This is a genomic window from Shewanella sp. 1180_01 (genome assembly GCF_052850535.1).
Map to the genome: position 1 here is coordinate 1 of NZ_VXCT01000050.1, position 25,736 is coordinate 25,736.

The window sequence follows — 25,736 nt, forward strand, 5'->3', positions numbered from 1 at the left end:
TGTCTTTGTATTCATCAGAGCTTAAAGCCACTCATGCTTGAAACCTTTTCTTGTCATTAAAGCGTGAGAAAAAACGAAACCCAAAACTGGTGTAAAAAGTAAAGTAAATAAAACCCATATGGCAGGGCTACTTTTATTTTTGGATGCTAATACACCTAAAGGAATACAATACACAAACAGTAAGGCTCCTATGTAAATCCCAAGTTCCAACTCTTTATTGATAATGGCGAAGGCAACCATGATAAAAATGGAAACTAGAGCCATGCACAAGATTGCGTACCATTTTCTATTTTCACGTTTATATTTGATAAACGCTTCTTCACCAAGTAATACTTTTTGGCTTATTTCTAAACCACGAACAGTTTGCATAATTTGACCTTAAGTTCTAATTTGGCGCTATTTTCACTGATAGCACCGCGTTTATCATTACGGATGATTCGACCTGTATTATCCACCAATTCAAGGTAATCCGCTACGGAAAACGCAATGCCATTGGGCTGGTTCTCGTGTTCATTACCGATAAAAGGCAATAGATTTTTTGGCTACTCACCTTTTAATGTAGCCCGAATGCGCAGCTGGATACTGGCATGGTCGATTCGGGGTGTCTGTGTATTCCTGTATTCGCTATATTCCTCGGGCGTCTCTGTATTCCTTCGCTAGTTTCCGCATCAGTAGGATATAAATGCTTCACTTACAAACTTTGATGTTATAACTTGCTTTTCTATCTCATCTAACTCGAAATAAGTAACTAATCTACCTTTAATAATTTTTTCTGGAGTCCACTTATCATCTAATAAAACTATATTTTTCACTCCAAAATATGCCAGAGCTTCGGCTGTATAACTCCAAAGTTGTTGTTTGTCACTATAAAAAATTACCGGTTTAACTTGGCCATACACAGTAATAAGCATATTCACATTGATTTCTTTAAAGAAAAGACTCTCATCTATAATCTTGTCTATTGGCGTAATTAAATATATGTCGGATAATGCATTGCTATTGCAGTCATTTGAAAAATTTAATATTTTATAAATATCAACTGAAGTTAATTTTTCATTTTTCAATTGAAACACCCCACCGTGCCAACCAAGAAAAGATTTCCTGTTTAAATATTTATTTTTACCCGCTAAGAAAAGATAGTTAGCACATGAAGATATACAATATTTATCAACTTCAATATCTAAGCCTCTCTTCAAAATCCAATTTGCAAAATCAATGCCGACATCAGCATACCCACCAAAACTATTGAATGTTATTCGAGTAACATCAGGATGTTGAGAGTGAATATCTTTAACTCTCTCAAAACCATGTTGGTTAATGTCACCATTGTAATAAATAACGTTTTTATGATAGAAAATATTGTCATCAGCAAAGAGAGTCATTGGAAAGAGAAGTAGAACAAAACCGTAGATGAAAAAATTGCACATAAATACCTCTAGAAATACAGGAGTTCAATAAGAGAAATACCAGATATAGATTCGATTAAAATTTATGTATATGACCATCCCAAGGATCATAACGACACACAAATCGAGGCTGTATGAGCTTAATTTCACAAAAAAGATATACCAGCCTCTAAGCACATTGGCGTGCCAGAAATAACCATCAAACCGAGCGAACATGCTAGAAAATTGCCACACCAGCTCACAATAGAATTGTGTCAGTCGATGCTTCTAAAACAAGTGCCAGCAAGAAGAAGCATTAAGACGGTCTGCAGCAAAATAAGTCCTTGCTTGCGTTTTTGTGTCAGCTTATAGGATTGGCCCATTACAGACCTACAATGTATAACTCGGACTATCGAGTCCTCTAAAATATACTTTAGCTTAAACTTTTAGGGCAAAATTATACAAATATGACAGTAAGTTATCACCGATATAGCATCACGTTCAACATTTTTGAAAACTTCCCTAAAATTGAAATTTCTGCAGCAGTGTTTTTCTACTGCTGGGATACTTCTTATGAAATAAAAAGACAGCGAGTCACAGGGGAAAAAATGACAATGAATGCTGCGGAATTCAGTTAACTTGCTTTAGGTAATTTCAATTTAAAGTGGCAGCGTAAAGAAGCTTACGCTGCCATTAAAGTTTGATGTTTTAAAGTATTATTCGAGCATTGTTACTTTATTCGAGTTTTATCTTTTTCCGCGCCAGACTAAGTACGCAGTAATAGATCCACTCACAAACATCATCAAGCTATCGCGAAATAAACTACATAAAGGCTTTAGTGAAGGCTTCCTTCGACTGGCGAATGTAGTTACGGGCGCTTTGGGCGTGTAGCTCCCATACGGCGCGATCGCTTGGGTCGGTGAAGGGGTTTTGTTCAGTGGCAATCGAACGTTCAAATTTATCGTAGAAGGTTAGCATGGCCGAGGTGATCTGGTTAAAACGCTCCTTGAATTCTTGAAATTCATCAATCTTCTCAGTGGTTTTAATCATGTACTGCACCAGTTCCGCATTGCTATTAGAAGCTAGCAAAGCTTCGGCTTTGGCGCTGATATTGGCACTGGCCTCAGTAATCACAAGTGCTCGGGTTTGCTCGTCTTTACTCATCACTCGGCTGTAGTTTTCAGGCGTGCGAGCAATGCCTGCATGCTGTAAATAGCCGCGTAAATGCTTATCGAGATCCTTACGGAACGTATCTAAGTTCTTCTGCATGCTGACTAAATCATTGTCTAGTGCCGTGACCTGTTGCAGCTCTTTTTCGATTTCAGACATAAAGCGTTCGGCCTGCTGATAAATTTTCAGGCCATTTTCTTCGGCAAACTTTTTATCGCTACGGCTCAAGTCGCTGTTGTCATAGTTGGAGCGATCGAAGGTCGCGGCCAAGAATGATTTAAAAGGTTCGGCGAAGGCGGAATAAGCACCGGCACTGACCACATTTAAGGTCGCGGTGGCTAAATCGCCAAAGGGTTTCACCATAGAGCCCAAGCGTGCCTGCTGGATAGGTGATGCCACACGTTTAGTGTCGGATAGCACCGACCTAAAGGTGTTATATCCCATAGGGTTAGACATCTTGTTGCGCTCAGTGGTTGCCAACACAAAGGTGATACTGGAATAGATGGCATTCGAGTATTCGAGGTATTGTCTTTGGCTCTCAAGCTGGGCGGCGTAGTTTTTGCCTAAGGTGCGGAATGACTCAGACTGCACTTCGTAGTTCTTGTCAGCTTTAAGCTTATCTAAAATCCCGCCGATAATTTTCTGCTCATTTTTTTGCAGGGCCATATCGAGGCGAATTTTATCTAAACTCAAATCATCCAGACTGATGGGGCCATTAATGGACTCAATGTCGAGGCGAATATACTGGCGGCTCGGATCGTCGATAGAGACTCGGTGCGCTAAATACTCGTTCGCACCCGGAGTGATATCGATTAAGGCAACATGCTGCCACTGGGCATCGAGCTTTAATACTGGTGAGGTTAATACATTGATCCGATACTGGGTTTGAGTATTTTGAGTTTTAACCCAAAACTCCAATAGACCCGCTTCAGAAATGGGATACTTGCTGACTATGCTGCTATTGCCTTCGGCACATAACAACGCACTTTCGCCACTGTGGGGTTCCGCGCCTTCAAATTGACAACCCATGATCCACGACCAAGGTTGAGATAAACGATTACCTTCAAAGTCGCTGGCAAACACTAACTCATTCTCTTTGGCACTGGCATTAACATTGGTTAACACGCCAAGCAACAGCATAGAAATGACTGCAGTGGTGCGCATAAGGGCCTCATAAAACATAAATTACTAAAATCAACGAGCGAGTCATTCGGCTCAATACCCAGTTATATCGACGATCAGCTGACCTAAGCTTCAAAGCGAATTAGACTTGTTTTCTGAGGGTTATGACCTCGAAAAAACCGCCCGCTTGAAGGCGTCATTTTTGATAGTAGATTAAACCAGCGAAATGTATCAGAGGCCATCATCCCACGCTAGCCCTAAGTCATGTTTGGCGCAGAAAGATAGTCGTTGAATGGCAATCGGGGCCATGAATCGCCCCGATACTGAAAACAATAGTGAAATTAATGGTTAAATCAATTGTAAAATCGAGTATGAAACTCAGGGAAAACTAACCACTTATGCCTCTGTGCATATATCTATTCTTACCGCTTGTCTGGCCGCGTCTTTCGCCTTCCTTTGCCCTCTTCCCTCATCATCAGCGCACGCAAAAAAACAGCCAAAACCAAGATCCAAGCAAAACAGGATTATTGCAGCCGCGCCTCGACTCGCTTCATGGCGTAGAACATCCATATCGTCAGAATAGTGCTACAGGTTGCGAGCGATATCCACACGCCAATCACGCCAAACATCCAAGCGAAACAATAGATAATCGCCGCGATCAAGATAAGTTTCGCGCCCGTCAGCATAGAGGCTTGTCTCGAACAATTAATCGCTTGGAAGAAACTCGCACCGACTAAGATTAAGCCTTCCATAGGTAAGCCCCAGAAATACCAGCGCATCCCTTCAATCGCCACGGGCGTTAGGTTCTGATTATCACCGGCAAACAAATACACTAACCAATCAGGGCGAGAATAAATCAATGCTAAGCCCAAGGCTGCGGTGAGTAGCGTCATGCCAAAGGCAATATTGCGTGCTTGCTTGACACGGTCGAAACGCCCTGCACCCGCATTAAAGCTATAAATTGGCTGCGTGCCGAGCGCAATACCTTCAAAAATCAAATAGAAAAACGCTTCTGTGTAACTCACCACGCCATAGGCTGCCACGTGTAAGGGGCCGCCCACCCACAAAAAAGCTGTGTTGTGTAGGGTTAACACTATCGATAAATAAAGGTTCATCAAAAAGCTAGGGAAACCCACACGGGCTATGTTCAAGCAATTGTCGAGCTTAAGCTTCATCTGCTCAAGGTCGATCCTCAACTGAGTCCGAGGACTGAAAAAGTGCTGCAAACACAAAAGCCCCGTCACCGCCTGCGACATCATAGTCGCAATCGCAGCGCCCGCTAAACCAAAGGGGAAGACCACAATAAACAGCCAATCTAAGAAAGTGTTTAATACACCGCCCAAGATCAGTACCCAAGTTACCATGGATGGCCGACCATCATTACGCAGCAATGTGGTGAAGGTCATTGAAATAATGGGGAAATGACACAGGGCAAAATACCAGAACAGGTATTCGTTGGCGTTTTCGAGAATGTCCCCCTGCGCCCCGAGGGCGATCAAAATATCCCGCGAGAATATCCCACCAATGAGGGAAATAATGGCCCCTGCGAATAAACACAAACTAAAGGCATTACCGAGCAATTTACGGGCCTTAGCCACATTGCCTTGACCAAGATTGATCGACACTAATGCTGCGCTACCCATGCCGATCATGGCGCCAATCGCATACAAAATAGCGCCGACTGGATAGGCTAACATCATCCCCGCCAGCCCAGTTTCACCCAAATAGTGGCCAACGAAGATGCCATCAATCGTCACATAGACGCCCGTCACCAACATAGAGGCAATGGTGGGTATGGTATAGCGCCAAAAAAGCTTCGCAATCGGCTCCTCGAGCAGGCTCATATCCGCAGGAGCATGATTAGATGTTATTGCTGTCATTAGCGTTTCTCACAAAAAAGGGGGCAAGAGTCGTATCTATTTAGAAAAATGATCGGGTGAACAAAAATGCGACAATGGATTGTACCTAAAATCAGCCGTAACTCAAAGCAAGTTAAGTATGAAGATGTAACCACAAAGATTAATCATCACAATGACTTAAGTCTACACAGTCCAATTTCAGTCAAATGACAAACCGAGCACAGTCCAATAACAGATGTAGGCTAACTCATCATTTTTTGCTACTTTTTTGGTGTTTAAGGCCGAATTAGGTAAAGTATCAGCTCAAGCAAGCCTATTCGCGTATTTTAGCAAGATGAAATGATTAACTATAAAAATTTAAGATATTGATAATTAATGGCTTAATTAATAATAAATTCAATAACAATAATAAGGGAAGGACATGAGTCAGAATAGTCCAAATGCAGGCAACGACCTGCGGGAAGTCAAACAGCTCGGTATGTGGGCCTCCATTACTAGCTTAGGTTATGTGTTTTGGCTGGTCGGCGGGATGGAGTTAGTCGAGCGTATCGCCTACTACGGCGTCAAAGCCAGTGCGGGGCTGTACGCTAAAGCGCCTGAGTCTGGGGCGGCCTTGGGATCAGCCTAAGCGACTACGGCATTATTATTTCCCTGTGGGCGATCATGCAAACCTTTGTGCCCGTGTTCACTGGCGGCATGTCTGACCGCGTCGGCTACAAAGAAACCATCTTTGGCTCCACCATCATTAAAATTTTTGGCTATCTGGTGATGGCATTCTTTCCCAGTTTTTGGGGTTTCCTTGCTGGCGCATTACTCCTTGCCATCGGCACAGGGATATTTAAACCGGGTATTCAAGGCACCTTAGTGCTGTCCACCAATCGCAATAATACCTCTATGGCTTGGGGCATTTTTACCAAGTCGTCGACATTGGCGGTTTCCTCGGGCCGTTAGTGGCCGTGCACATGCGCCAATTGTCGTGGGACAATGTGTTTTTCGCCTGCGCCGCGATTATCTCACTCAACTTCTTATTTTTACTGACCTATACAGAACCAGGCAAAGCCGAGCGACTCGCACGTAACAAACAAATCAAGTCGGGTGAAGTCAAACAAGAAGCCCTGTGGCGTGATGCTTGGCGTGAGCTGAAAAAACCGATTGTGATCTACTACATGTTGGTATTTGCAGGCTTTTGGTTCTTGTACAATGCCCTATTCGATGTGTTGCCTATCCATATTTCCGAATGGGTCGATACCAGCGTAATCGTCACATCCCTTTTTGGCAGCGAAGGCACCAGTAACGGCATTCTGCAATTTTGGCTTGGCCTCAATAACGAAGGCACTAAGGTGATGCCAGAAGGCATGCTCAACCTTAATGCCGGCATGATCATGACCAGCTGTTTTATCGTCGCCGCACTGACGGCTAAATACCGCATCACTACTGCTATGTTTGTTGGTTGTTTACTGAGTATTTTGGCCTTTGTGTTTATCGGCGCCTTCCATGCGGCTTGGTTTATCGTGCTCGCAATTGCCATGTTCTCCATTGGCGAAATGATGATTAGCCCGAAGAAAAATGAGTTTATGGGCAACATAGCGCCCGAAGGTAAAAAAGCCATGTACTTGGGCTTTGTGATGTTGCCCCAAGGGATCGGCTGGGGATTAGAAGGCTACTTTGGCCCTAAACTCTATGAAATTTATGCATCAAAGGAATTGTTTTCGCGGGATTTATTACTAGAGCGCGGCATGAATAGCACTGAGGTTAGCGCCATTCCCCAAGGTGAAGCCTTTACTACCTTGGTGAGCTACACAGGTGAAAGCGCCCAGGATCTTACCCAGATGTTGTACCACAGCCATAACATTGGCATGGCGTGGTATATCATCGCCGCCATAGGGACTATCTCAGCGGTGGGGATTTTTATCTATGGTAAGTGGTTACTCACACTGCAAAGAGCCCAGCAAGCCGCCTAAGCGGGACTCGCTGACCTCATTCGGGGTAAGGGCGATAAAGACAAGGGCTAGATAAGGGCAAGGTGAGGAGCGATCTTCATCTTGCCTTGTCAGTTTCAGAAAGGACGCGTCAGCAGATCAGGCGTAAATTGTTCAGGCGACAGCAATAAACCTAAGCTCTCGATTTGTGTATTCAAACGATTGAGATCTTGAGCCAGCGCTGGCAAGGTCAGCGTATTGTCATCGAGTTCATACACTTGCCTTAAACTCGTGTAATAAAAAAGCAGTATAATCAAAGCATTAATATCATTTTGCGCCGCTGCGGCTTTAATCTTAATCAACTTGCGATAGATACGATTATGGAGCTGCTTTAATTGCCACACATAATAAATTTCGCTGAAGAAAGGTTTGTCCTTCAAGTTGTAAATCACTGCGCTACACAGACCCAGACTGAAAATCACCCCTAAGAGATTCAAATGGAAATTACCTGTAGGCTCACCCGGCACAGGCGTCGCACCAAACAGCGCAATCAACCCAGCTCCAAAAATCAGTGACAGCACGACTAAGCTAACAACTAAAATTACGATGAATAAATTCATGTTTTTACGGTACAAGGTTTTATCTATTTCCTGCAGCTTCATAACATCCCGCTCAAATAGGCCGCCTAGCGTTGGCGTATCAATCAATTAGTGGCAGAGCATACCGCAATCCCCTTTATTCGGCCTTAACAGATTTAAACGCATAACTAAAATACATTTCTCATCCTCACCCGCAAGCGATACAAATTGACACCTTTAGGTATCATTAAACAGTCTGAAGGATAGGATGATGTATCAATTGAAGAACAACGGCTTAATGCCCTTGCGATTCAGCGTATGAAAAATAATCTTGCGTTTATCTCAAAACATTAAAATGTTAACGTGCGCCCCAATCAGGGTAAAATTTGCTAACCTTTACTTCAATGAATGTCCTAACGATATCGCCGCTTTTTACAAGATACCGTGCCTTAAGTTCCCGCATTCAAACCACACAAGGAATGCCATGATACTCAGCAAAGCCTTTGCACAAGTCGTCCTTTTGGCGCTCAGCAGCCTTTGCTTGACTGCGCAGGCCAAAGACCTGCTCGCGGTGGGTGCGAGCTTCAGCCAAATTTTCGAACTACAGCCCAATGGCGAATATACCGGCTTAGGTGTCGATATTTTAAATCGCTTCGCCCAGCAGCAAAGTGTGAACATTCACTATCAAATTACCCCTTGGCGCCGCGCGATTTCTATGGTCGAACGTGGCCAAGCAGATATTCTTATTGGTCCCTACGATACCCCAGAGCGTGAAGCAAACTTGGCTTTTGCGACGAAAGCGTTTTACCGCGATAACATGGTGTTCTATGCACGTGTAGGCAATGAAATAGTATGGAATGGCGACTATGCCAGCATTAAAGGTCAACGGATTGGTAAGATGCAGGGTTGGAGTTATGGCCCGACGTTTAATGAACAAACTAAATCATTGAACATCAATGAATTTGTCGATATTAAAAGCGGGATAGAACGCCTCTCTCGGGGGGATTTAGATTTACTCGCCACAAACAGCCGTAATACCGATGCCGTGCTTGCCCAAATCAAAATCCCTAAGGCAATTACCCCAATCACGCCGATAATCGATGTCCAAGATGGTTTTATGGCATTTCCGAAACAGGCGAAATTTGATCCCTTAAGACATAGGTTTGACAGTTTTTTCGATGAGATGATCCAAAATGGCACCTTTACGACACTCGGCCAAAAATATCGCGTAACCTTGCCTTACTGAGCCTGCGCGACTGCTACTGCGCATATAATTCAGCACAACTGCTCCTGCGCTACTGATCCAAGCGTATTCGCCCCCGCCTGACCTATGCTCACATGTGTAATAAAGGGCGATGGGAAGCCAGTGAGCAGTTAATCGTTAGCAAAGACAGGCGAGCAACTGCTGCTCAATCTCGTCCCAATTGACTTCGTCCATGGTAATCATCTCTAGTCTGGAATCTAAGCTGTCATCGAGTTCAACCACAGTAAACTCATGATCAATCCAGTTAAATCCAGCTATCCCTTCAGAAGTGATCATCACGGCCTTTAATCTCAGCAACACTTGCCCGACGTCTGATGACTGAGTGTGGCGCTGAATAAATGCCATTAACTTATCAAAATCAAACTCTTGCCTTGGCTCAAACACCCAGCCACAGCTAAAACAGCCTTCGCCTTGATTCTGCTTACGCACTATGCCGCGTGCATCAAAATCGAGTGCGACTTCGATTGCACCTTCGGCAAAAAGGCTTAGCTCACTCAAACGCGAACCACCCGTGCGGAACAAGCTAGGAGCAGTCGTTGTAAGATTACCTAGCTTAGGGACTATGCCACCATTACTGCTAATGTTGAGTGACACGCGCCTTGGTTGGTTTAAATAATCCAGCAGCGCGCTAGGTAAAGGTTGCTGGTTAGTGTGGCTCACCACAGGAATATCAGTGCGTTCGATATGGCTTAAATAGGTCTGTAACTCATAGAGTAACTTGGTATTTTCGGCATCATATAAATCTGACTTAGTCGCGATAATCACATCGGCCACTTGCAGCTGTTGGATGAAGTTTGCATGTTCGCGATAGCGAGGATCGTGGATTTTACGCGCGTCCACCAAACATAAAGTACTGCGCAGTGAAATCACATTCTGATAATGGGGCGCACTCAATACTTTAATGATTTCATTAGGATGCCCAAGCCCAGTCGGTTCTATCAGTAAGCGGTCAGGTTTCGCTTTCGCAATCAACTGATTGATTGCCACTTGCGTCGGTACGCCCGCGGCGCAGCACATACAGCCACCCGCCACCTCACGAATTTGTATGCCGTTATCGGAGGAGTTCAGTAACCCCGCATCAATGCCGACCTCACCAAACTCATTGACCAGCACAGCCCAAGTCTCATCCGCGGGTTTAGTCGCCAGCAATTGTTTAATCAAAGAGGTTTTACCTACTCCTAAAAAACCTGTGATGATATTGGTGGGAATCGCTTTGATAATCATAAGGAAACTCGCTCGAATAGAAAGCTTGGCGCTCGAGTGTAGAAGTATTGGCTTTGAAGCTCAACAAAAAGCGCATCGGTGAGGATGCGCTTTTAGAATGGCGACGGGCTATTTAACAAACTAGGCAAACGTCAAACAGCGAGGCTAACAGGCGCTTGGCGCTTATTAGCCTTGATTGTTGGGCTTAGCTTATTTTGATTTAACTTATTTAGACTTAACTTATTTTGACTTATTTGCGCGAGAGCCAAAACCTGACTTATTGCTCACCAAATTTGACTTAGGTTTAGTCGCATTAAACGGCTTACCTGAGCCTGAAGCAGGCTTAGCACGGCTAGAAGATTTCTCGCCACCGACTTTGCTGTCCTGCGCTTTACCTTTAGCGTACTTGCCCTGACGGGACTGACCAATAGTGCGATCCTGAGGCGCCTTATGGCTCCACTTTCCAATCGGCTTAATCGGTGCCGCTGGCGCATCACGGTAGCGGGCAGGTAAAGGCGTGCCTTCTTCATAACCCGGTTGTACCGACACAGGCAGCTTTTGCTCAATCAAAGCTTCAATTTCAGCAAGCATTTCATCGTCAGAAGGTGACACGAACGAAATCGCGCGGCCGGTTAATCCTGCACGGCCTGTACGACCAATACGGTGGATATAATCTTCGGCAAGGAAAGGCAATTCAAGGTTGATTACCATAGGCAAGGCATGAATGTCTAACCCACGTGCAGCCACATCGGTTGCCACCAGCACACGTAATTTACTGGCTTTAAACTCTTCTAACACCCGATTTCGGGCGCCTTGAGTTTTATCACCATGGAACACGCCTGCGGCTATGCCATCAAGCTTTAATTCTTGCAATAAATGCTCGGCGCTTTCTTTCGTGCTGGCAAAAACCAACACTTGACGCCAATTGTTGCGGCCAACGAGTTCTGACAACAGCTCGGCTTTGCGACGTTTATCAACGCGATACACTTCCTGCACTACTGTAGATGCCGTTGTCGTATCGGCAACATTCACCCACTGAGGTTCATTCAGCATTTTCTCGGCAAGTTGTTTCACCGCATCGCTATACGTGGCAGAGAACAACATGGTTTGATGCTGCGGCGCAATTAAGCGTTTCACTTTTTCAATGTCGCGCACAAAGCCCATGTCTAACATGCGGTCGGCTTCGTCGATCACTAAGGTCGTGACGCTCGACAGATCTAACTGGAATTGGCCGATAATATCGAATAAACGACCTGGGGTTGCCACCAAAATATCAACGCCCTGCTCTACCCCTTTACGCTGGGGATTCATGTTGGCGCCGCCGTAAACCGCTAAGGTTTTCAGTGGCAGGAACTGGCTGTATTTCTGGATATTTTCGCAGACTTGAATCGCGAGTTCACGGGTGGGAGTCATCACCAACGCGCGTAAAATCGGTTTATCATTGCTGTCATTTGTTAAAGACTCAGCCGCCAGCTTTTCAAGTACAGGCAGAGCAAAGGAAGCCGTCTTACCTGTACCCGTTTGGGCGCAGGCCATAATGTCTTTGCCTTCAAAGGCAAGCGGGATCACTTTCTCTTGCACTTGAGTGAGTTGCTGATAGCCACACTCAGTTATCGCATTCAAAATAGGAGAAGATAAACCGAGTGTTTCAAATTTCATAGGGACTCTTTAGCTAAGTAGTAAAACTTTGATGCGAGGTGATACTCAATGCCCCAACGCGGGGCCGCGGAGTCTAGCAAAATCCGCGGCGTTTTTATAGGCAATTATCATCCCGTAGTGAATATCCCCTCAGACACGGGAGACTAACGGCGGATCCTGCAGGTATTTTTGGGTAAATTCCCCCGCAGGCACAGGTCTTGAGAACAAGTAACCTTGGCCATAGTCACAACCTGCTGCCAACAACACTTGGCGCTGCGCCTCGGTTTCGACACCTTCGGCAATCACTTTCATCCCCAACTTGTGGGCCATCACGATTATCGCCTCACAGAGAATTTGATCGTTTGAATCGGTATCAATATGGCGGGTAAAAGATTGATCAATTTTAAGATAATCGATATCAAACTTTTTAAGATAGGCGAGTGACGAGTAGCCAGTACCAAAATCGTCCAACGACACTTGCACGCCCGCATCGCGGTAGGCCAGTAGTTTTTCGGTCACGCCCATACTGGCGTCCAATAGCAAGCCTTCGGTAATTTCAACGCACACGCCCGCGCCCGTGATATTGAGATCTTGCAATAACTTCAACCAATCATTGAGCAGTGTGCCTTCATCGCGAAATTGGATTGGGGATTTGTTGACGCTGATTTGGATTTCAACCCCTAACTCGTGGCGCCACGCCGCACTTTGACGCGCGGCTTGCTCAAACACCCAATTACCGATTTCAACTATCAGCCCAGTGTCTTCCGCCACCGGAATAAACTCGGCGGGTGACACAGCGCCACGCTCGGCATGGTGCCAGCGGATCAAGGCTTCGGCCTTAGTCACTTCACCCGTCGCTAAAGCAACAATCGGCTGATAATGCAGTTCAAATTCTTTATTGGCGACCGCTTGACGCAAATCTTGGATCAAGCGCATACGGTATTTGGCGTATTCCTGCATCGATGGGGTGAAATAGTTGAAACGATTGCGCCCTTGATCTTTCGCCGCATACATCGCCTGGTCCGCATGCTTAAGCAGTCCTTCAATACTAGTCGAATCATCGGGATACAAAGTGATCCCAATACTGGCGCTGATGTAAGCCGTTTCCTCACCCAGCACATAAGGCTCGGCAATTCGCCGCAGAATATTCTCGGCAACACGCTCAATGCCCTTATGATCTTCCATCGAACTTAACACTACAGTAAATTCATCGCCGCCAAGACGCGCCACAACGTCGGCATCACGCACGCAGGATTTTAAGCGGCTTGCAGTTTCTATCAGCAGTAAATCGCCCATGGCATGGCCTAAGGTGTCATTCACTTCTTTAAAGAAATCTAAGTCCAAGAACAATAAGGCAAAGTGGTTGCGATTGCGGTCAGCGTTTTTCACTTCGCTGCTTAAATATTCCAACAACATGCGCCGATTGGGCAAGCCCGTCAGCGTATCGTAGTTGGCTTGCTTCCAGATCAGATGCTCATTTTGCTTTTTGTCGGTAATGTCAGAAAACAGCGCCACACGTCGATAGGGATGGCCTTCTTTGTCATTGATGGTATTGATGGTTAACCAGATGACATATTCCTCGCTGTTTTTACGCCGCTGCCACATTTCGCCTTGCCATTGGCCCTTTTCACGGATCTCATTGTTCATTTGAGTGTAAAAATCGCGGCCATTGAGGTCACAATAAAGCAGTCGAATATGTTGATCTCGCACTTCAAATGTGCGATAGCCAGTCATCACACTAAAGGCGGCGTTGACAGTAATGATCACGCCTTTTTCATCGAGCACACTCATGGCTTCTGAGCTGTTGTCGTATACCAGCGCCGACAATTTCAACGACTCTTCGATAAGTTTTGCGTCGGTAATATCGGTATAGGTTCCGCACATCCGCAGAGCATTATCATGGGCGTCACGGCTCACCACTTTGCCCGTGTCTAAAATCCAGCGTACTTTGCGATTGAGTGTATTTAGACGATATTCCATCTTATGCTGCGCCGTTTCGCCGCGAATATGGGCCTCAATCGAATGCAACACTTTAGGCCTATCTTCGGCGACAATCGCGTCCATCCATTGGCGACTGTTGGCGTTGAGCATATCCACATCGCAGCCGAGAATATCGGCGCTGCGGGCGTTACGTTCGATACGATCATGACGAATATCCCAATCCCATACTCCAAGATCGCTACTGCTCAATACCAGTTCGAGTTGTTCACGACTAGCAAGCACCTCCTGGTCGGCTAAGGCCTGTGAGGTGATATCCAGATATCCTGCAATGACGAGCAACGCAGTATTACTACCACCGCGCTTGCAGGCCACTGTCATATGGGTATAAACCACACTGCCGTCTTTAACGATAAAACGTTTATCCATCTCATAATTATCGATTTCTCCGCGCAGCATGAGCTCAAATTGCAGCGTATCGCTTTCTAAATCATCGGGATGGGTAATTTGCGCCCACGTCATCCGCAGCAATTCAGCCTCTGAATATTTGAGCATTTGGCATAAACGTGGATTCACCTTTATCCACTTTTGATCAATCCCCGTTATCGCAATACCAATGTTGCCGACGTTAAATTGGCTACGAAATAGGAAATCATCCTGCAGACGAATTTGTTCATCACGCTCTAATTCAAAACGTCGCGATAACAAGCGGCTTAATAGCCAAGTCGCAATGGGGAAAATGGTGAGCACAGGTAGGGTGACTTGTTCAAGCAAGGGCATTCCTATGCCATTGGGTAAAAATACAAACCACAGCAGCATTATGATATGCACTGCATAGGCGAAGAGAAAGATTTCTCTACCTGAAATGTTCGCTAAATAGGATTTACGATATTGACGCCAGATCACCCCAATTAACCCGGATGACACTATCACGCCGACGCCAATCCACATCCCAGCGCCACCAATACTGATACGATATAGCGCCGTCATCACTACAGCAATAAAGGTCGGCAAACCACCAAAAAAGAGGCCTGAAATACAGAGGATAACCGAGCGAGTATCGAAAAAAACGCCCGGTTGATATATCCAAGGCGTGCTCATGATGGTGATACCAATACCACCGATGAGCATTCCAATAATGATACGCCACAGCAAGAAATACTGCCGCTGATGCTTTTTAGGGATCACGTCGTACAAAAATACCAACGCCAGCAGCAAAGCCGCATTTTGCACTAACGGAAAGAGAATACCTTTATCCATGACTCAGGGAGCGACTCCAATAAATGAGGGGGCTTGATACAATTTTAACATTCCCCTCACTAGTGTAGCAGAATCACTTAGAAATCATGCGCTAATTCCTTTTACCACATCACACTTTGTATATGCTGCATCACACTTTGCAATAGAGTTGTTGACGATATTGTTCAGCAATGGAATGCCAGTCAAAACGCTGTGCCATGGCCGCCGCACGCACCTTTGGCCATGTTTTCCCCTCGAAACAAGCAATGGCTTGCATCAACCTTTGCAAAAACGCTTCGGCTTGCTCGTCTAAGCTATTGCCGTTAAAAGCAAAGCCAGTCACGCCATCCTCAACGGTATCCTTCAATCCGCCCACACCATGCACTAAGCAAGGCTGTCCCGCGCGCATCGCGAGCATTTGACTAATGCCACAGGGCTCAAAGGAGCTTGGCATCAAAAAGAGATCGCCATGCTGATACAACACTTCGGATAACGCCTCGTTGTATCCCTGCAAAAATAATAGGTTATCGTATTTAGCCCCTAACGCTTGGAAGGACTTAGCAATCGATGCGTCGCCGCTGCCGAGTAAAATCAGTAGCGCCGTCGGTTTTATTAGCTTCAACGCGTTAAGTAAGGTCTCAAGCACAGATAAGCCCGAGGGTAATTGATGGCGCAGCAGTAAGACTTTTTGGTCGGTCAAACGGCCCACCGAAGTGAGTAACAGGCTCGGTACTTGCTCTGCCATCGCTTGGCGCCAATGGGCTTGCGTGCGCGCAAAGGCAATCATATCTACGCCGCTCACTTGGGTTTGATGTCCCTGCCATTGCACTAACGCAATCTCAATCGCACTGAGCAGTTGTTTAAACTCAGCCCCTTGAATGCGCGCCTTTGGCTTAGGGTTTACATCGGCTGCCGATGAATATACACAGCCATTTAAAATCCCCACCACCTTGCCGTCATTAGCCTTGACCTGTAAGTCATGCTCTAACCCTTCGCCACCAAAAAATCCCGCTTCAGGTTTGGACGGCTGCAACACTTCTTTGGCGTAACTGGGTGAGACTAAATGCACTTTATCGCTCAGCACTATCCCCATGCGCATTGGGTTAACGCAGTGGGGATAACGGGGATCGGTGATCAGCTGTTTTTGCCCCTGCGTTAAAGACGCAAATAGCTCGGGAAACCAAGCCGCAAACGAGGACGAGTCTTGGCTTAGGGGACGTATCCCCTGCAGAGCCAAATTGTGGATGGAGAATACGCACTCAATCTGCTTAAGTGCGCTGAAATCAGGCACAAACGCCCTAAGCATGGCTAAGCAGCCCGCATGCCAATCATGTAAATGCAGCACAGCCGGCATTGGCACTCGACCCGTAGCTAATGCCGTGGCGACACTCGCGCAAAGGAAAGCAAACTTAGTTGCATCGTCGGCAAAAGGACGCTCGGCGCTGCCTTGGCTATAAATTTGCCCAGGTACGGATTGCCATAATGCATGTTCGAGCAGATAAATCATCGCCTCTGGCACTTGAGGATGGGGCATGGCAAACACATGCACCCGCTCCAATCGGCCGCCAAAGGCCACGGTTAACTCACCCAAATCTTGGGGTTGATTCGCGACCGCAGTCAAAAAGCCATAGCTTGGCATAATCACATCGGCGCACAAATCCACACCCGCCAAAGCGTCGGGTAAGTCACGGATCACATCCGCCATACCGCCAACCTTGGCGCCCGCAAGGGCACCGTTTTCAGCCGCGACCATTAAAATGCGTTGTTTCAATTAATTGGATACTCCCGCTACTTCATTTCAGCGGCTTATTAATAAGCTGACTGTACCTAAGCGCTAAATCTAAGGGCTTAATCTAAACACTTAACTTAAGCCCGTACTTAAAGCTCGAACTTAAGCCCGTTTCTAAGCCATTTGTGTTAATTATGCTTGGCGACTCAAAGGATGAATTGCAATGCTATTCATAACCCACTGGTAAACCTAGCATGTCACGGGTCACTAAAGTAACTCCTTTTTCGGACACCCTAAAACCTTTGGCTCGGTCGTGATCATGGTTATAACCTATCACCATGCCTTCGGGAATAATGCAGCCACGGTCGAGTATGGCATTCTTGATTTTGCAATGGCGCAGCACGACCACATCGGGTAGCACCACAGAATCTTCAACCAACGAATAAGAACAGACACGTACTTCGTTAAACAATACGCTACGGCGCACTGTCGCACCCGAAATAATACAACCGCCCGAGACAATCGAGTCCAGCGCCATGCCGCGTCTGTCGTCGTCATCAAACACAAATTTAGCCGGTGGCAATTGTTCTTGGAAGGTCCAAATTGGCCATTTGGCATCGTACAAATTCAGTGCTGGCGTGGGCGATAACAGTTCCATATTCGCTTGCCAGAAAGAGTCTAACGTCCCCACATCGCGCCAATAGGCTTGCTCGTTCGGGAAAGCGCTCTTAAAGGGATAGGCGAACACATTATGTTTTTCGATGATCGCAGGAATAATATCCTTACCAAAATCCCGATCTGAGCTTTCGTTTAAGGCATCTTTCTTGAGCTGGTCAAACAAAAACTCTGTGTTAAACACATAGTTGCCCATAGACGCTAAACACATTTCAGGATTACCCGGAGAATGTTTAGGCTGCTGCGGCTTTTCTTCAAAGCCTAAAATGCGCATCTCGTCGTCGACTTCCATCACCCCAAACGAACCCGCCGCTTCGGCAATCGGCACTTCAAGGCATGAGACAGTCATATCTGCGCCCGACTCGGCATGGGCGGCTAATAACCCCGCATAATCCATGCGATACACGTGATCGCCCGACAATACCATTACGTATTTAGGCAGCTCATGGCGAATGATGTCGATGTTTTGGAATACCGCATCGGCCGTGCCTTGATACCAGTTTTCCGAATAGCGTTGTGAGGCGGGTAAAATCTCCACCGACTCGCCTAACTCTTTCTTAAAATGGCCCCAACCGCGCATTACATGGCGGATCAAGGAATGCGACTTGTACTGTGTGACCACACCCACGCGGCGAATACCTGAGTTGATGCAGTTAGACAGCGGAAAATCGATAATACGAAACTTACCACCGAAATACAGCGCCGGTTTAGCACGCCAATCCGTGAGTTCATGCAAGCGAGACCCGCGCCCACCAGCTAAAATCAACGCATAGGTTTCACGAGTTAAATTACTGATATAACGAACATTAGACATAGGCTCTTACTCCGAAATCGGCAAACTGATTGCCCATAAATGGCTTCTCGATACGGCAGAAACTGCCGTATTCCCCTGAGTATTTCTCACTTGCATTCCCCATTCCTTCCATTGATTGCTGCATTCCTTTCAAACACTTAACCTTATACTCGTCCGCTATAACAAGAGGACTTATAACCCAGAGCCCAGCCCTTACAGTTTCCAAATTTCATCGCGATAACCCGCGATCGTCACATCACTCGAAAAACGCCCGCTGGCGGCGGTATTGCGAATACTCATCTGCGTCCAAACCTGCGGATCTTTATAGGCCCGCGCCACGGCTTCTTGCACGACTCGATAACTGTCGAAATCGGCGGCCGTCATCCATTGATCGTCGCTGCTTTCGATGGCGGCAATAATAGGATCGAAAATCCCCGGCTCCAGCAGATTGAAATGACCACTTTTGAGTAACTTCATCACCTCAGATAACGCCGGTGAATCGTCAATAATGCTGCGCGGATGATAGTGGTTGCGTACCTCTGAGACCTGCTCTGCATTGAGTCCAAACAGGAAGAAGTTCTCTGAACCCACTTCCTCTAACATCTCGATATTGGCGCCATCCATAGTGCCAATCGTCAGTGCGCCGTTCATCATGAACTTCATATTGCCCGTGCCCGATGCTTCTTTACCCGCGGTCGAAATTTGCTCGGACAAATCCGTTCCCGGGCAGATTTTTTCCATGGCGCTGACGTTGTAATTGGGTAAGAAAGCAAAACGTAGGTAAGGCGTCACCAAAGGATCGGAATTGACCATGTGGGCGACATTGCTGGCGAGCTTGATGATCAACTTAGCCATAAAGTAACCGGGCGCCGCTTTACCGCCGATCAACACGCAACGTGGCACCATGTTTTCGGTGTGGCCTTGTTGGATCTGATGATAGAGATGAACCACATGTAAGATATTGAGTAGCTGACGTTTATATTCGTGAATACGCTTCACTTGCACATCAAACAGCATAGATGGATCGAACTCGACGCCACATTCCTTAGCAATCATCTTCGCCAGCAAAGCTTTGTTGGCTTGCTTCACATCACGCCATTTTTGGATAAACGCCGTGTCCTGCGTGAGGGCATTGAGCGCCGTTAACTGACTCAAATCTGTCACCCATTCTTTACCTAAATGGGCGGTCAATAACTTAGCTAAAGCAGGGTTACAATGGGCAAGCCAACGCCTTGGGGTCACGCCATTGGTGCGGTTATTAAACTTGTGCGGCCACAACTCATAGAAATCCTTAAACAACCCAGATTTAAGCAGTTGCGTGTGTAAACCCGCGACGCCGTTGACCGAAAAACTCGCCACAATCGCCAGATATGCCATGCGCACGTGGGGATGGGGGCCATCTTGAATAATCGACATACTCGCCAGTTTGCTAGCGTCCCCCGGCCAGTGGTGGGCGACTAAATCTAAGTAGCGAGCGTTGATTTCATAAATGATTTCTAAAATACGCGGCAGCATCTGCGCCATCATGCGCACGGGCCAACGCTCTAGTGCTTCTGGCAATAGGGTATGGTTAGTGTACGCCATGGTCTGGCTGGTGATCGCCCACGCACTGTCCCATTCCAAACCGTATTCGTCGATCAATAACCGCATCAACTCAGGTACGGCAATGCTGGGGTGAGTGTCGTTCAGCTGCATCACATTTTTAGCGGCAAACTGGGTGAAATCATGACCATGACGACTCACCCAACGTTTGAGCAAATCTTGCAAACTGGCGGAGGATAAAAAGTATTGCTGACGTAATCGCAGCTCTTTGCCGTTCTCGCTCGCATCATTAGGATAGAGCACCATAGTGATCTGCTCGGCCAAGTTTTTACGGGCCACGGCTTCTGTGTAGTCGCCTTGATTAAACTCAGCTAAATCAAAGTCATCGGTCGCTTCGGCCTTCCACAATCTCAGGGTATTCACCCGTCCATTGCGATAACCGGGAACTGGCATGTCATAGGCGACGGCGAGCACATCTTGGGTTTCAACCCAAATAATGTGCCTGCGACCCTGTTTATCGACATAGGATTCAGTGTGACCAAAAAATGGCACTGTCACGTTGTGGGTCGGCACGCGCACTTCCCACGGATTACCTTCGCGCAGCCAACGGTCGGGACGCTCAACCTGATAACCGTCAACTATCTTCTGGGCGAACATGCCATATTCGTAACGTATGCCATAACCCGTCACGGATAAGTCCATACTGGCGCAGCTATCGAGGAAGCACGCTGCCAATCGACCTAAGCCGCCGTTACCTAAACCGGCATCATGTTCGGCTTCTTCTAACTCTTCCAGCGATACCGCATAGTTGCTCAAGGCATCACGGCTATCTTGTTGCAAATCTAGACTCAGCAGTGCATTGCCCAGCGCCCTGCCCATTAAAAACTCAAGGGATAAATACGCCACTTGCTTGCGCTGAAAATGGCTGTCATCCACACGGGTCTGACGCCAATTGTCTAGCATCTGTTCTTTGACGCTATAGGCCAACGCTTGAAATAATTCGCAGCTCACGCCTTCGCCACGGCTGAGTCCATAACGTAAATGACGCTCAAAAGAAGCAGGTAAGGCATCGCAGGGCTCACAGGGTTCAACGGCTTTAGGTTTGGCCTGACGCTTAGTTGGCGCCTTCTTACTCGCCGATTTTGGCGCGGATAATACGGTTTTTTCGCTGGTATTTGGGCTCAGTTCGCTTTCGTCAGTCATAGTTAATTCCTTCATTTCTTGAAAATCAAATCAGCATGAAAAAGCATGAGACTGCGATCTTGCAGCAAGTATCGCGTCGTAGAGATCTGAGCATCCAGCGGCTCAGTTTGGGTATGGATCAGGCATTGCCACGGACTCAAGTGTTCAAAGGTCGGCGGCGTAAATGCCAAAGGATTGTCGTCGGCATTGACCATCAATAGCAGAGCTTGCTGCTTACCTTGGCCTTCTAAGTCACCAGAAAGCACCACAGATAAACTGCGGCACATAGACTCAGTCCACAGGCTCTTGGTCATTTGCTCACCTTGACGACTAAACCAATCTAAGCGAGCACCGGTATCGGCTAAAGATTCGGCCAATAACTGTTCATGAATGAAGCGTTTAGCGCATAACAACGGGAAACGTTTGCGCAGGGCGATAAGCTGCTGAGTAAAGGCTAACAGCTTAGTGTCCATGCCCTTTGCCGACCAATCAAACCAGTTCAGTTCATTGTCTTGGCAATAGGCATTATTGTTGCCTTGCTGGGTGCGGCCCGTTTCATCGCCGCTCAACAACATAGGCACACCTTGGGATAAAAATAGTGTCGTCAATAAGTTACGTTGTTGACGGCTGCGAAGTGCCAGAATTTCGCTATCTTCGGTTTCTCCTTCAATCCCATAATGATGACTGAAGTTTTCTTGGTGACCGTCGCGATTATCTTCCCCATTCGCCAAGTTGTGGCGCTGGGTATAACTCACTAAATCTTTGAGGGTAAAACCGTCGTGACTGGTTAGAAAATTAAGACTGGTCGCGGGTGGACGGCCGCCATGCTCGAAGAAATCCCCCGAGCCGTGAAATCGCCGAGCAAATTCGGGCAACATACTGTGATCGCCGCGCCAGAAACGGCGCATAGTGTCTCTGTATCTGTCATTCCACTCGCTAAAGGCCACGGGGAAATTACCCAATTGATAACCGCCGGGGCCGATATCCCAAGGCTCAGCAATCAATTTCACTCGGCACAACACAGGGTCTTGCAACAATGCATCGAAGAAACCTGAGCCGGGATCAAAACCATAGGCCTCGCGACCTAAACAGGCCGCTAAGTCGAAGCGAAATCCATCGACGCCCATGATTTCTACCCAGTAACGCAGCGAATCTAACACGAGCTGCAACATGCGTGGATGGTTGATATTTAAGGTGTTTCCGCAACCCGTATCGTTAATGTAAAAACGCTTATCATTCGGATGTAGGCGGTAATAACTGAGATTATCTATGCCACGAAAACTAAAGGTTGGCCCAAGTCGACTGCCCTCGGCGCTGTGGTTATAGACCACATCGAGGATCACTTCGATACCCGCACCGTGGAGTGCATCCACCATAGCGCGAAACTCACCAATATCGTCGGATGACAGATAACTCGGCTCGGGGGCAAAAAAGCCAATACTGTTGTAACCCCAATAATTAGTAAGCTTTTTCTCGAGCAAAAATGGTTCAGTAAAAAAGGCCTGTACTGGAAGTAACTCGACGCACGTCACCCCAAGTTCGGCCAAATAATCGATAGCAGGCTGAGTCGCTAAACCCGCAAAGGTGGCGCGTTTATTAGGTTCAATCTCAGGATGCGCCGCCGTAAAGCCTTTAACGTGCATCTCATAAATAATGCTGCGCTCTAGGGGTTTGGGCTGAAACCTCGTCGCTACGGGCTGAATCGACTGCTTAGCGGCGATGTCGATTAATGGACGAATGTCCACAACCTTACATTTTGGCACATGGGCAGCGTTATCTAACTTACTGAAAGATAAGTCTTCATCCTTGTGATTCAGCTCGTAACCATAGTTAGACTCATGGTCGCTATACTCACCGACCAGCTGGCGGGCATAGGGGTCGAGCAATAGCTTATTGGGGTTAAATCTGTGGCCAAGCTGAGGCTCATAGGAGCCATAAACGCGATAGCCGTAGAGTTGCCCCGCCTTGAGCCCATGCACAAATACATGCCAGATTTGCTGGGTTTGTTCAGTTAACGCAATCCGCGCGACTTCTTGCTCGCCATTGTCATCAAATAGGCATAGCTCGACCGCTGTCGCGTTAGCTGAAAATAACGCAAAGTTGACACCATCGCCTTCAACATTAGCACCGAGCGGTAAAGGCTCACCTGCGCCCAAGGCCCACTTCTCATTTTGAGAGGGGTTATGTTTAGCGTCAGGGTTGAGCTTGATATCATCAGCCGTGGGCTTTTGCATACTAGTTCGCCTCAGCCAATCCAGTTACAGGCCCTATCACTAGGCAACCTAAGGGCGGCACAGTGATCAGCGCGCTCTGCGCCATGCCCTGCCACGGCAGCGACTCAGCAACGACAGTGCCCGCATGACCTTGGTTGCTGCCACCATAAATCTGGCTATCGCTATTCAGGTATTCGCGGTAATCCCCCGCCAAGGGCAAACCAATACGGAACCCAGTGTGCAATTGGGGCGTCATGTTGATGACAAACACTAACGGCGCATCACCCGCTAAGCCGTAACGCACAAAGGTAAAGATGCTATCGCGGCTATTTTCACAATCTAGCCAACTGAATCCTGCCCCCTCGTAATCCTGAACTGATAAAGCAGGCATGTCTTGATATAATTGATTGAGATCTTTAAGCCAACGTTGCACACCTTGGTGCGGTTCATAAGCCAATAAGTGCCAATCTAAACTCTGGTTATGGTTCCACTCATTTCGCTGACCAAACTCGCAGCCCATAAAGAGTAATTTCTTACCGGGATGCCCCCACATAAAACCGTAATAAGCACGCAGGGTCGCAAATTTCTGCCAATCGTCACCGGGAATTTTATGCAGCAACGAGCCCTTGCCGTGGACCACTTCATCGTGACTCACTGACAACATAAATTGCTCGGTATAGGCGTACATCAAACTGAAGGTCAATTGATGATGGTGGAATTGGCGGTAAAGCGGATCTCGGCCTAAGTAGCTTAAGCTGTCATTCATCCAGCCCATGTTCCATTTAAAGCCAAAGCCGAGACCTTGCTGATCCGTCGGTTTAGTCACCCCCGCAAAGGCGGTGGACTCTTCGGCGATCATGCAAATGCCGGGGAAAGCTTGGTATAGGCGTTGATTCAAAATTTGTAAGAAACTAATGGCTTCGAGATTCTCCCGTCCACCATAGGCATTAGGCAGCCATTGGCCCGGCTCGCGGCTGTAATCGAGGTACAACATAGAAGACACGGCATCGAGACGCAGGCCATCAAAGTGGAACTCCCGCAGCCAGTAACAGGCATTACTCAACAAGAAACTGCGCACTTCACCGCGATCATAGTTATAAATCAAGGTATCCCAATCGGGATGTGTGCCCTTGCGAGGATCTTCATGCTCATACAAACAAGTGCCATCGAAACGCACTAAGCCGTGGGGATCCTTAGGAAAATGTGCCGACACCCAATCGAGGATGATACCAATTCCCGCCTGATGGCAGGCATCCACAAAGGCTTTTAACCCATTGGCATCGCCAAATCTGTGGGTCGGTGCATAGAGACCCACAGGCTGATATCCCCACGAACCATCGAAGGGAAACTCGCTGATCGGCATCAGTTCAATGTGGGTAAAACCTTGCTCCTTCACATAGGGAATAAGCTGTTCAATCAAGTCTTGATAATCAAGATATTGCTCGCCTTGCTCTCCCTTACGACGCCACGAACCTAAGTGCACTTCGTAGGCCGACATGGGCGCTTTATGCCAAGCAGTCGCCGCGCGTTTACTCATCCAAGCGGTATCATTCCAACTGTGATGGGCTTTTGGGGGCACGATAGAAGCATTATGGGGCGCGCATTCCATTTGAGTCGCCATGGGGTCGGACTTGGTATGACGCTCACCATTTTGATAAACCAAATCAAACTTATAGTGGGCGCCTTCAACCACATTAGGCAGAAATAGCTCCCACAAACCATTGGCAAGATGTTGGCGCATTACATGGCGAGTATCGTCCCAATGGTTGAAATCCCCCACCACAGAAACCCGTTTGGCATTGGGTGCCCACACACAAAAATGCACACCTTCAACGCCTTGGGTCTGACGCCAGTTGGCGCCTAAAAACTCATAGGCGCGCTCGGCGCTGCCTTCACCAAACAGGTAAATATCGTCACTATTGAGCAGTGAATCAAACTGATAAGGGTCGACTATATCTAGCTGACACAGGGGATATTCTACCCGCAGCAAATAGAGAAACGGTTTGACACGTCGCCCCAGCGTACCGGCGAACAGTCCCTGCTCGTTGACTTTGTCCAGACTCGCTACTTTGCGGCCATCTTTAATGCTGATCACATCCACACTGAGGGCATTGCGTAAAAAACAACGTACAATTAATGCCTTACCCTCATTGGCACTGTGCATACCCAAGAGCGAAAAAACATCAGTGTATTGACCATTAAGTAGGGCGACGTCGGCGCCATCGTAAAAATAGGCATTGGCTTGAGTCATCATTTTTCTTCCGTTTATCAGTCAATTAAACTTGCA

14 protein-coding genes and 2 pseudogenes are annotated in these 25,736 nt (G+C 47.1%); 2 read left to right on the forward strand and 14 right to left on the reverse strand.

Annotation, left to right across the window (positions count from 1 at the left end; all coding sequences use genetic code 11):
• Positions 1 to 21: 21 nt before the first annotated feature.
• The 5 genes and pseudogenes from FW758_RS19445 to FW758_RS19465 form a co-directional block, all read right to left on the reverse strand.
• Complete coding sequence (locus FW758_RS19445) at positions 22 to 369, reverse strand: hypothetical protein (RefSeq protein ID WP_006080873.1); 348 nt, start codon at positions 367 to 369, stop codon at positions 22 to 24.
• A pseudogene (locus tag FW758_RS19450) lies at positions 369 to 593 on the reverse strand (transposase); the annotation flags it as partial. The gene FW758_RS19445 and the pseudogene FW758_RS19450, both read right to left, overlap by 1 nt.
• A gap of 75 nt (positions 594 to 668) precedes the next feature.
• Positions 669 to 1,427, reverse strand: a complete 759-nt coding sequence (locus FW758_RS19455) for a hypothetical protein (RefSeq protein ID WP_446446250.1) — start codon at positions 1,425 to 1,427, stop codon at positions 669 to 671.
• Between the two features lie 780 nt (positions 1,428 to 2,207).
• Complete coding sequence (gene bdpA / locus FW758_RS19460) at positions 2,208 to 3,719, reverse strand: BAR domain-like protein A BdpA (protein WP_446446251.1); 1,512 nt, start codon at positions 3,717 to 3,719, stop codon at positions 2,208 to 2,210.
• Positions 3,720 to 4,201: 482 nt separating this feature from the next.
• Positions 4,202 to 5,557 carry an MATE family efflux transporter gene (locus FW758_RS19465; RefSeq protein ID WP_446446252.1) on the reverse strand — a complete coding sequence of 452 codons (1,356 nt, stop codon included), beginning with the start codon at positions 5,555 to 5,557 and terminating at the stop codon, positions 4,202 to 4,204.
• A 400-nt stretch (positions 5,558 to 5,957) separates the two neighbouring features.
• On the opposite strand from FW758_RS19465, the pseudogene FW758_RS19470 reads away from it, so the two are divergent.
• Positions 5,958 to 7,497, forward strand: a pseudogene (locus FW758_RS19470) (MFS transporter).
• A gap of 95 nt (positions 7,498 to 7,592) precedes the next feature.
• Here the strand turns inward: FW758_RS19470 and FW758_RS19475 are convergent.
• Entirely contained in the window at positions 7,593 to 8,117 is a 525-nt protein-coding gene (locus FW758_RS19475) for a DUF3087 domain-containing protein (protein ID WP_446446253.1), read from the reverse strand.
• Positions 8,118 to 8,517: 400 nt separating this feature from the next.
• Between FW758_RS19475 and FW758_RS19480 the strand changes: the two genes are divergently transcribed.
• Entirely contained in the window at positions 8,518 to 9,279 is a 762-nt protein-coding gene (locus tag FW758_RS19480) for a substrate-binding periplasmic protein (protein WP_446446254.1), read from the forward strand.
• Positions 9,280 to 9,414: 135 nt separating this feature from the next.
• Here FW758_RS19480 and FW758_RS19485 read toward each other — a convergent pair whose 3' ends face one another.
• The 8 genes from FW758_RS19485 to glgB all read right to left on the reverse strand — a co-directional run bounded on the left by FW758_RS19485 (position 9,415) and on the right by glgB (position 25,703).
• Positions 9,415 to 10,521: a CobW family GTP-binding protein gene (locus FW758_RS19485; RefSeq protein WP_446446255.1), complete on the reverse strand. Its 1,107-nt coding sequence runs from the start codon at positions 10,519 to 10,521 to the stop codon at positions 9,415 to 9,417.
• 219 nt (positions 10,522 to 10,740) lie between these two features.
• Positions 10,741 to 12,159: a DEAD/DEAH box helicase gene (locus tag FW758_RS19490; RefSeq protein WP_259482080.1), complete on the reverse strand. Its 1,419-nt coding sequence runs from the start codon at positions 12,157 to 12,159 to the stop codon at positions 10,741 to 10,743.
• Between the two features lie 129 nt (positions 12,160 to 12,288).
• Positions 12,289 to 15,336 (reverse strand): EAL domain-containing protein, encoded by a 3,048-nt coding sequence (locus FW758_RS19495; protein WP_446446256.1) that lies wholly within the window; start codon positions 15,334 to 15,336, stop codon positions 12,289 to 12,291.
• Between the two features lie 130 nt (positions 15,337 to 15,466).
• Positions 15,467 to 17,086 carry a glycogen synthase gene (locus tag FW758_RS19500; protein WP_012088652.1) on the reverse strand — a complete coding sequence of 540 codons (1,620 nt, stop codon included), beginning with the start codon at positions 17,084 to 17,086 and terminating at the stop codon, positions 15,467 to 15,469.
• 184 nt (positions 17,087 to 17,270) lie between these two features.
• Positions 17,271 to 18,533 carry a glucose-1-phosphate adenylyltransferase gene (glgC, locus tag FW758_RS19505; protein WP_311890073.1) on the reverse strand — a complete coding sequence of 421 codons (1,263 nt, stop codon included), beginning with the start codon at positions 18,531 to 18,533 and terminating at the stop codon, positions 17,271 to 17,273.
• A 192-nt stretch (positions 18,534 to 18,725) separates the two neighbouring features.
• The gene (locus tag FW758_RS19510; protein ID WP_446446257.1) at positions 18,726 to 21,257 is read right to left on the reverse strand and encodes a glycogen/starch/alpha-glucan phosphorylase; all 2,532 of its coding nucleotides are present in this window, start codon (positions 21,255 to 21,257) and stop codon (positions 18,726 to 18,728) included.
• Positions 21,258 to 21,268: 11 nt separating this feature from the next.
• The gene (glgX, locus tag FW758_RS19515) at positions 21,269 to 23,470 is read right to left on the reverse strand and encodes a glycogen debranching protein GlgX (RefSeq protein ID WP_446446258.1); all 2,202 of its coding nucleotides are present in this window, start codon (positions 23,468 to 23,470) and stop codon (positions 21,269 to 21,271) included.
• A 1-nt stretch (position 23,471) separates the two neighbouring features.
• Positions 23,472 to 25,703: a 1,4-alpha-glucan branching protein GlgB gene (gene glgB, locus FW758_RS19520; RefSeq protein ID WP_446446259.1), complete on the reverse strand. Its 2,232-nt coding sequence runs from the start codon at positions 25,701 to 25,703 to the stop codon at positions 23,472 to 23,474.
• Between the last annotated feature and the right edge of the window lie 33 nt (positions 25,704 to 25,736).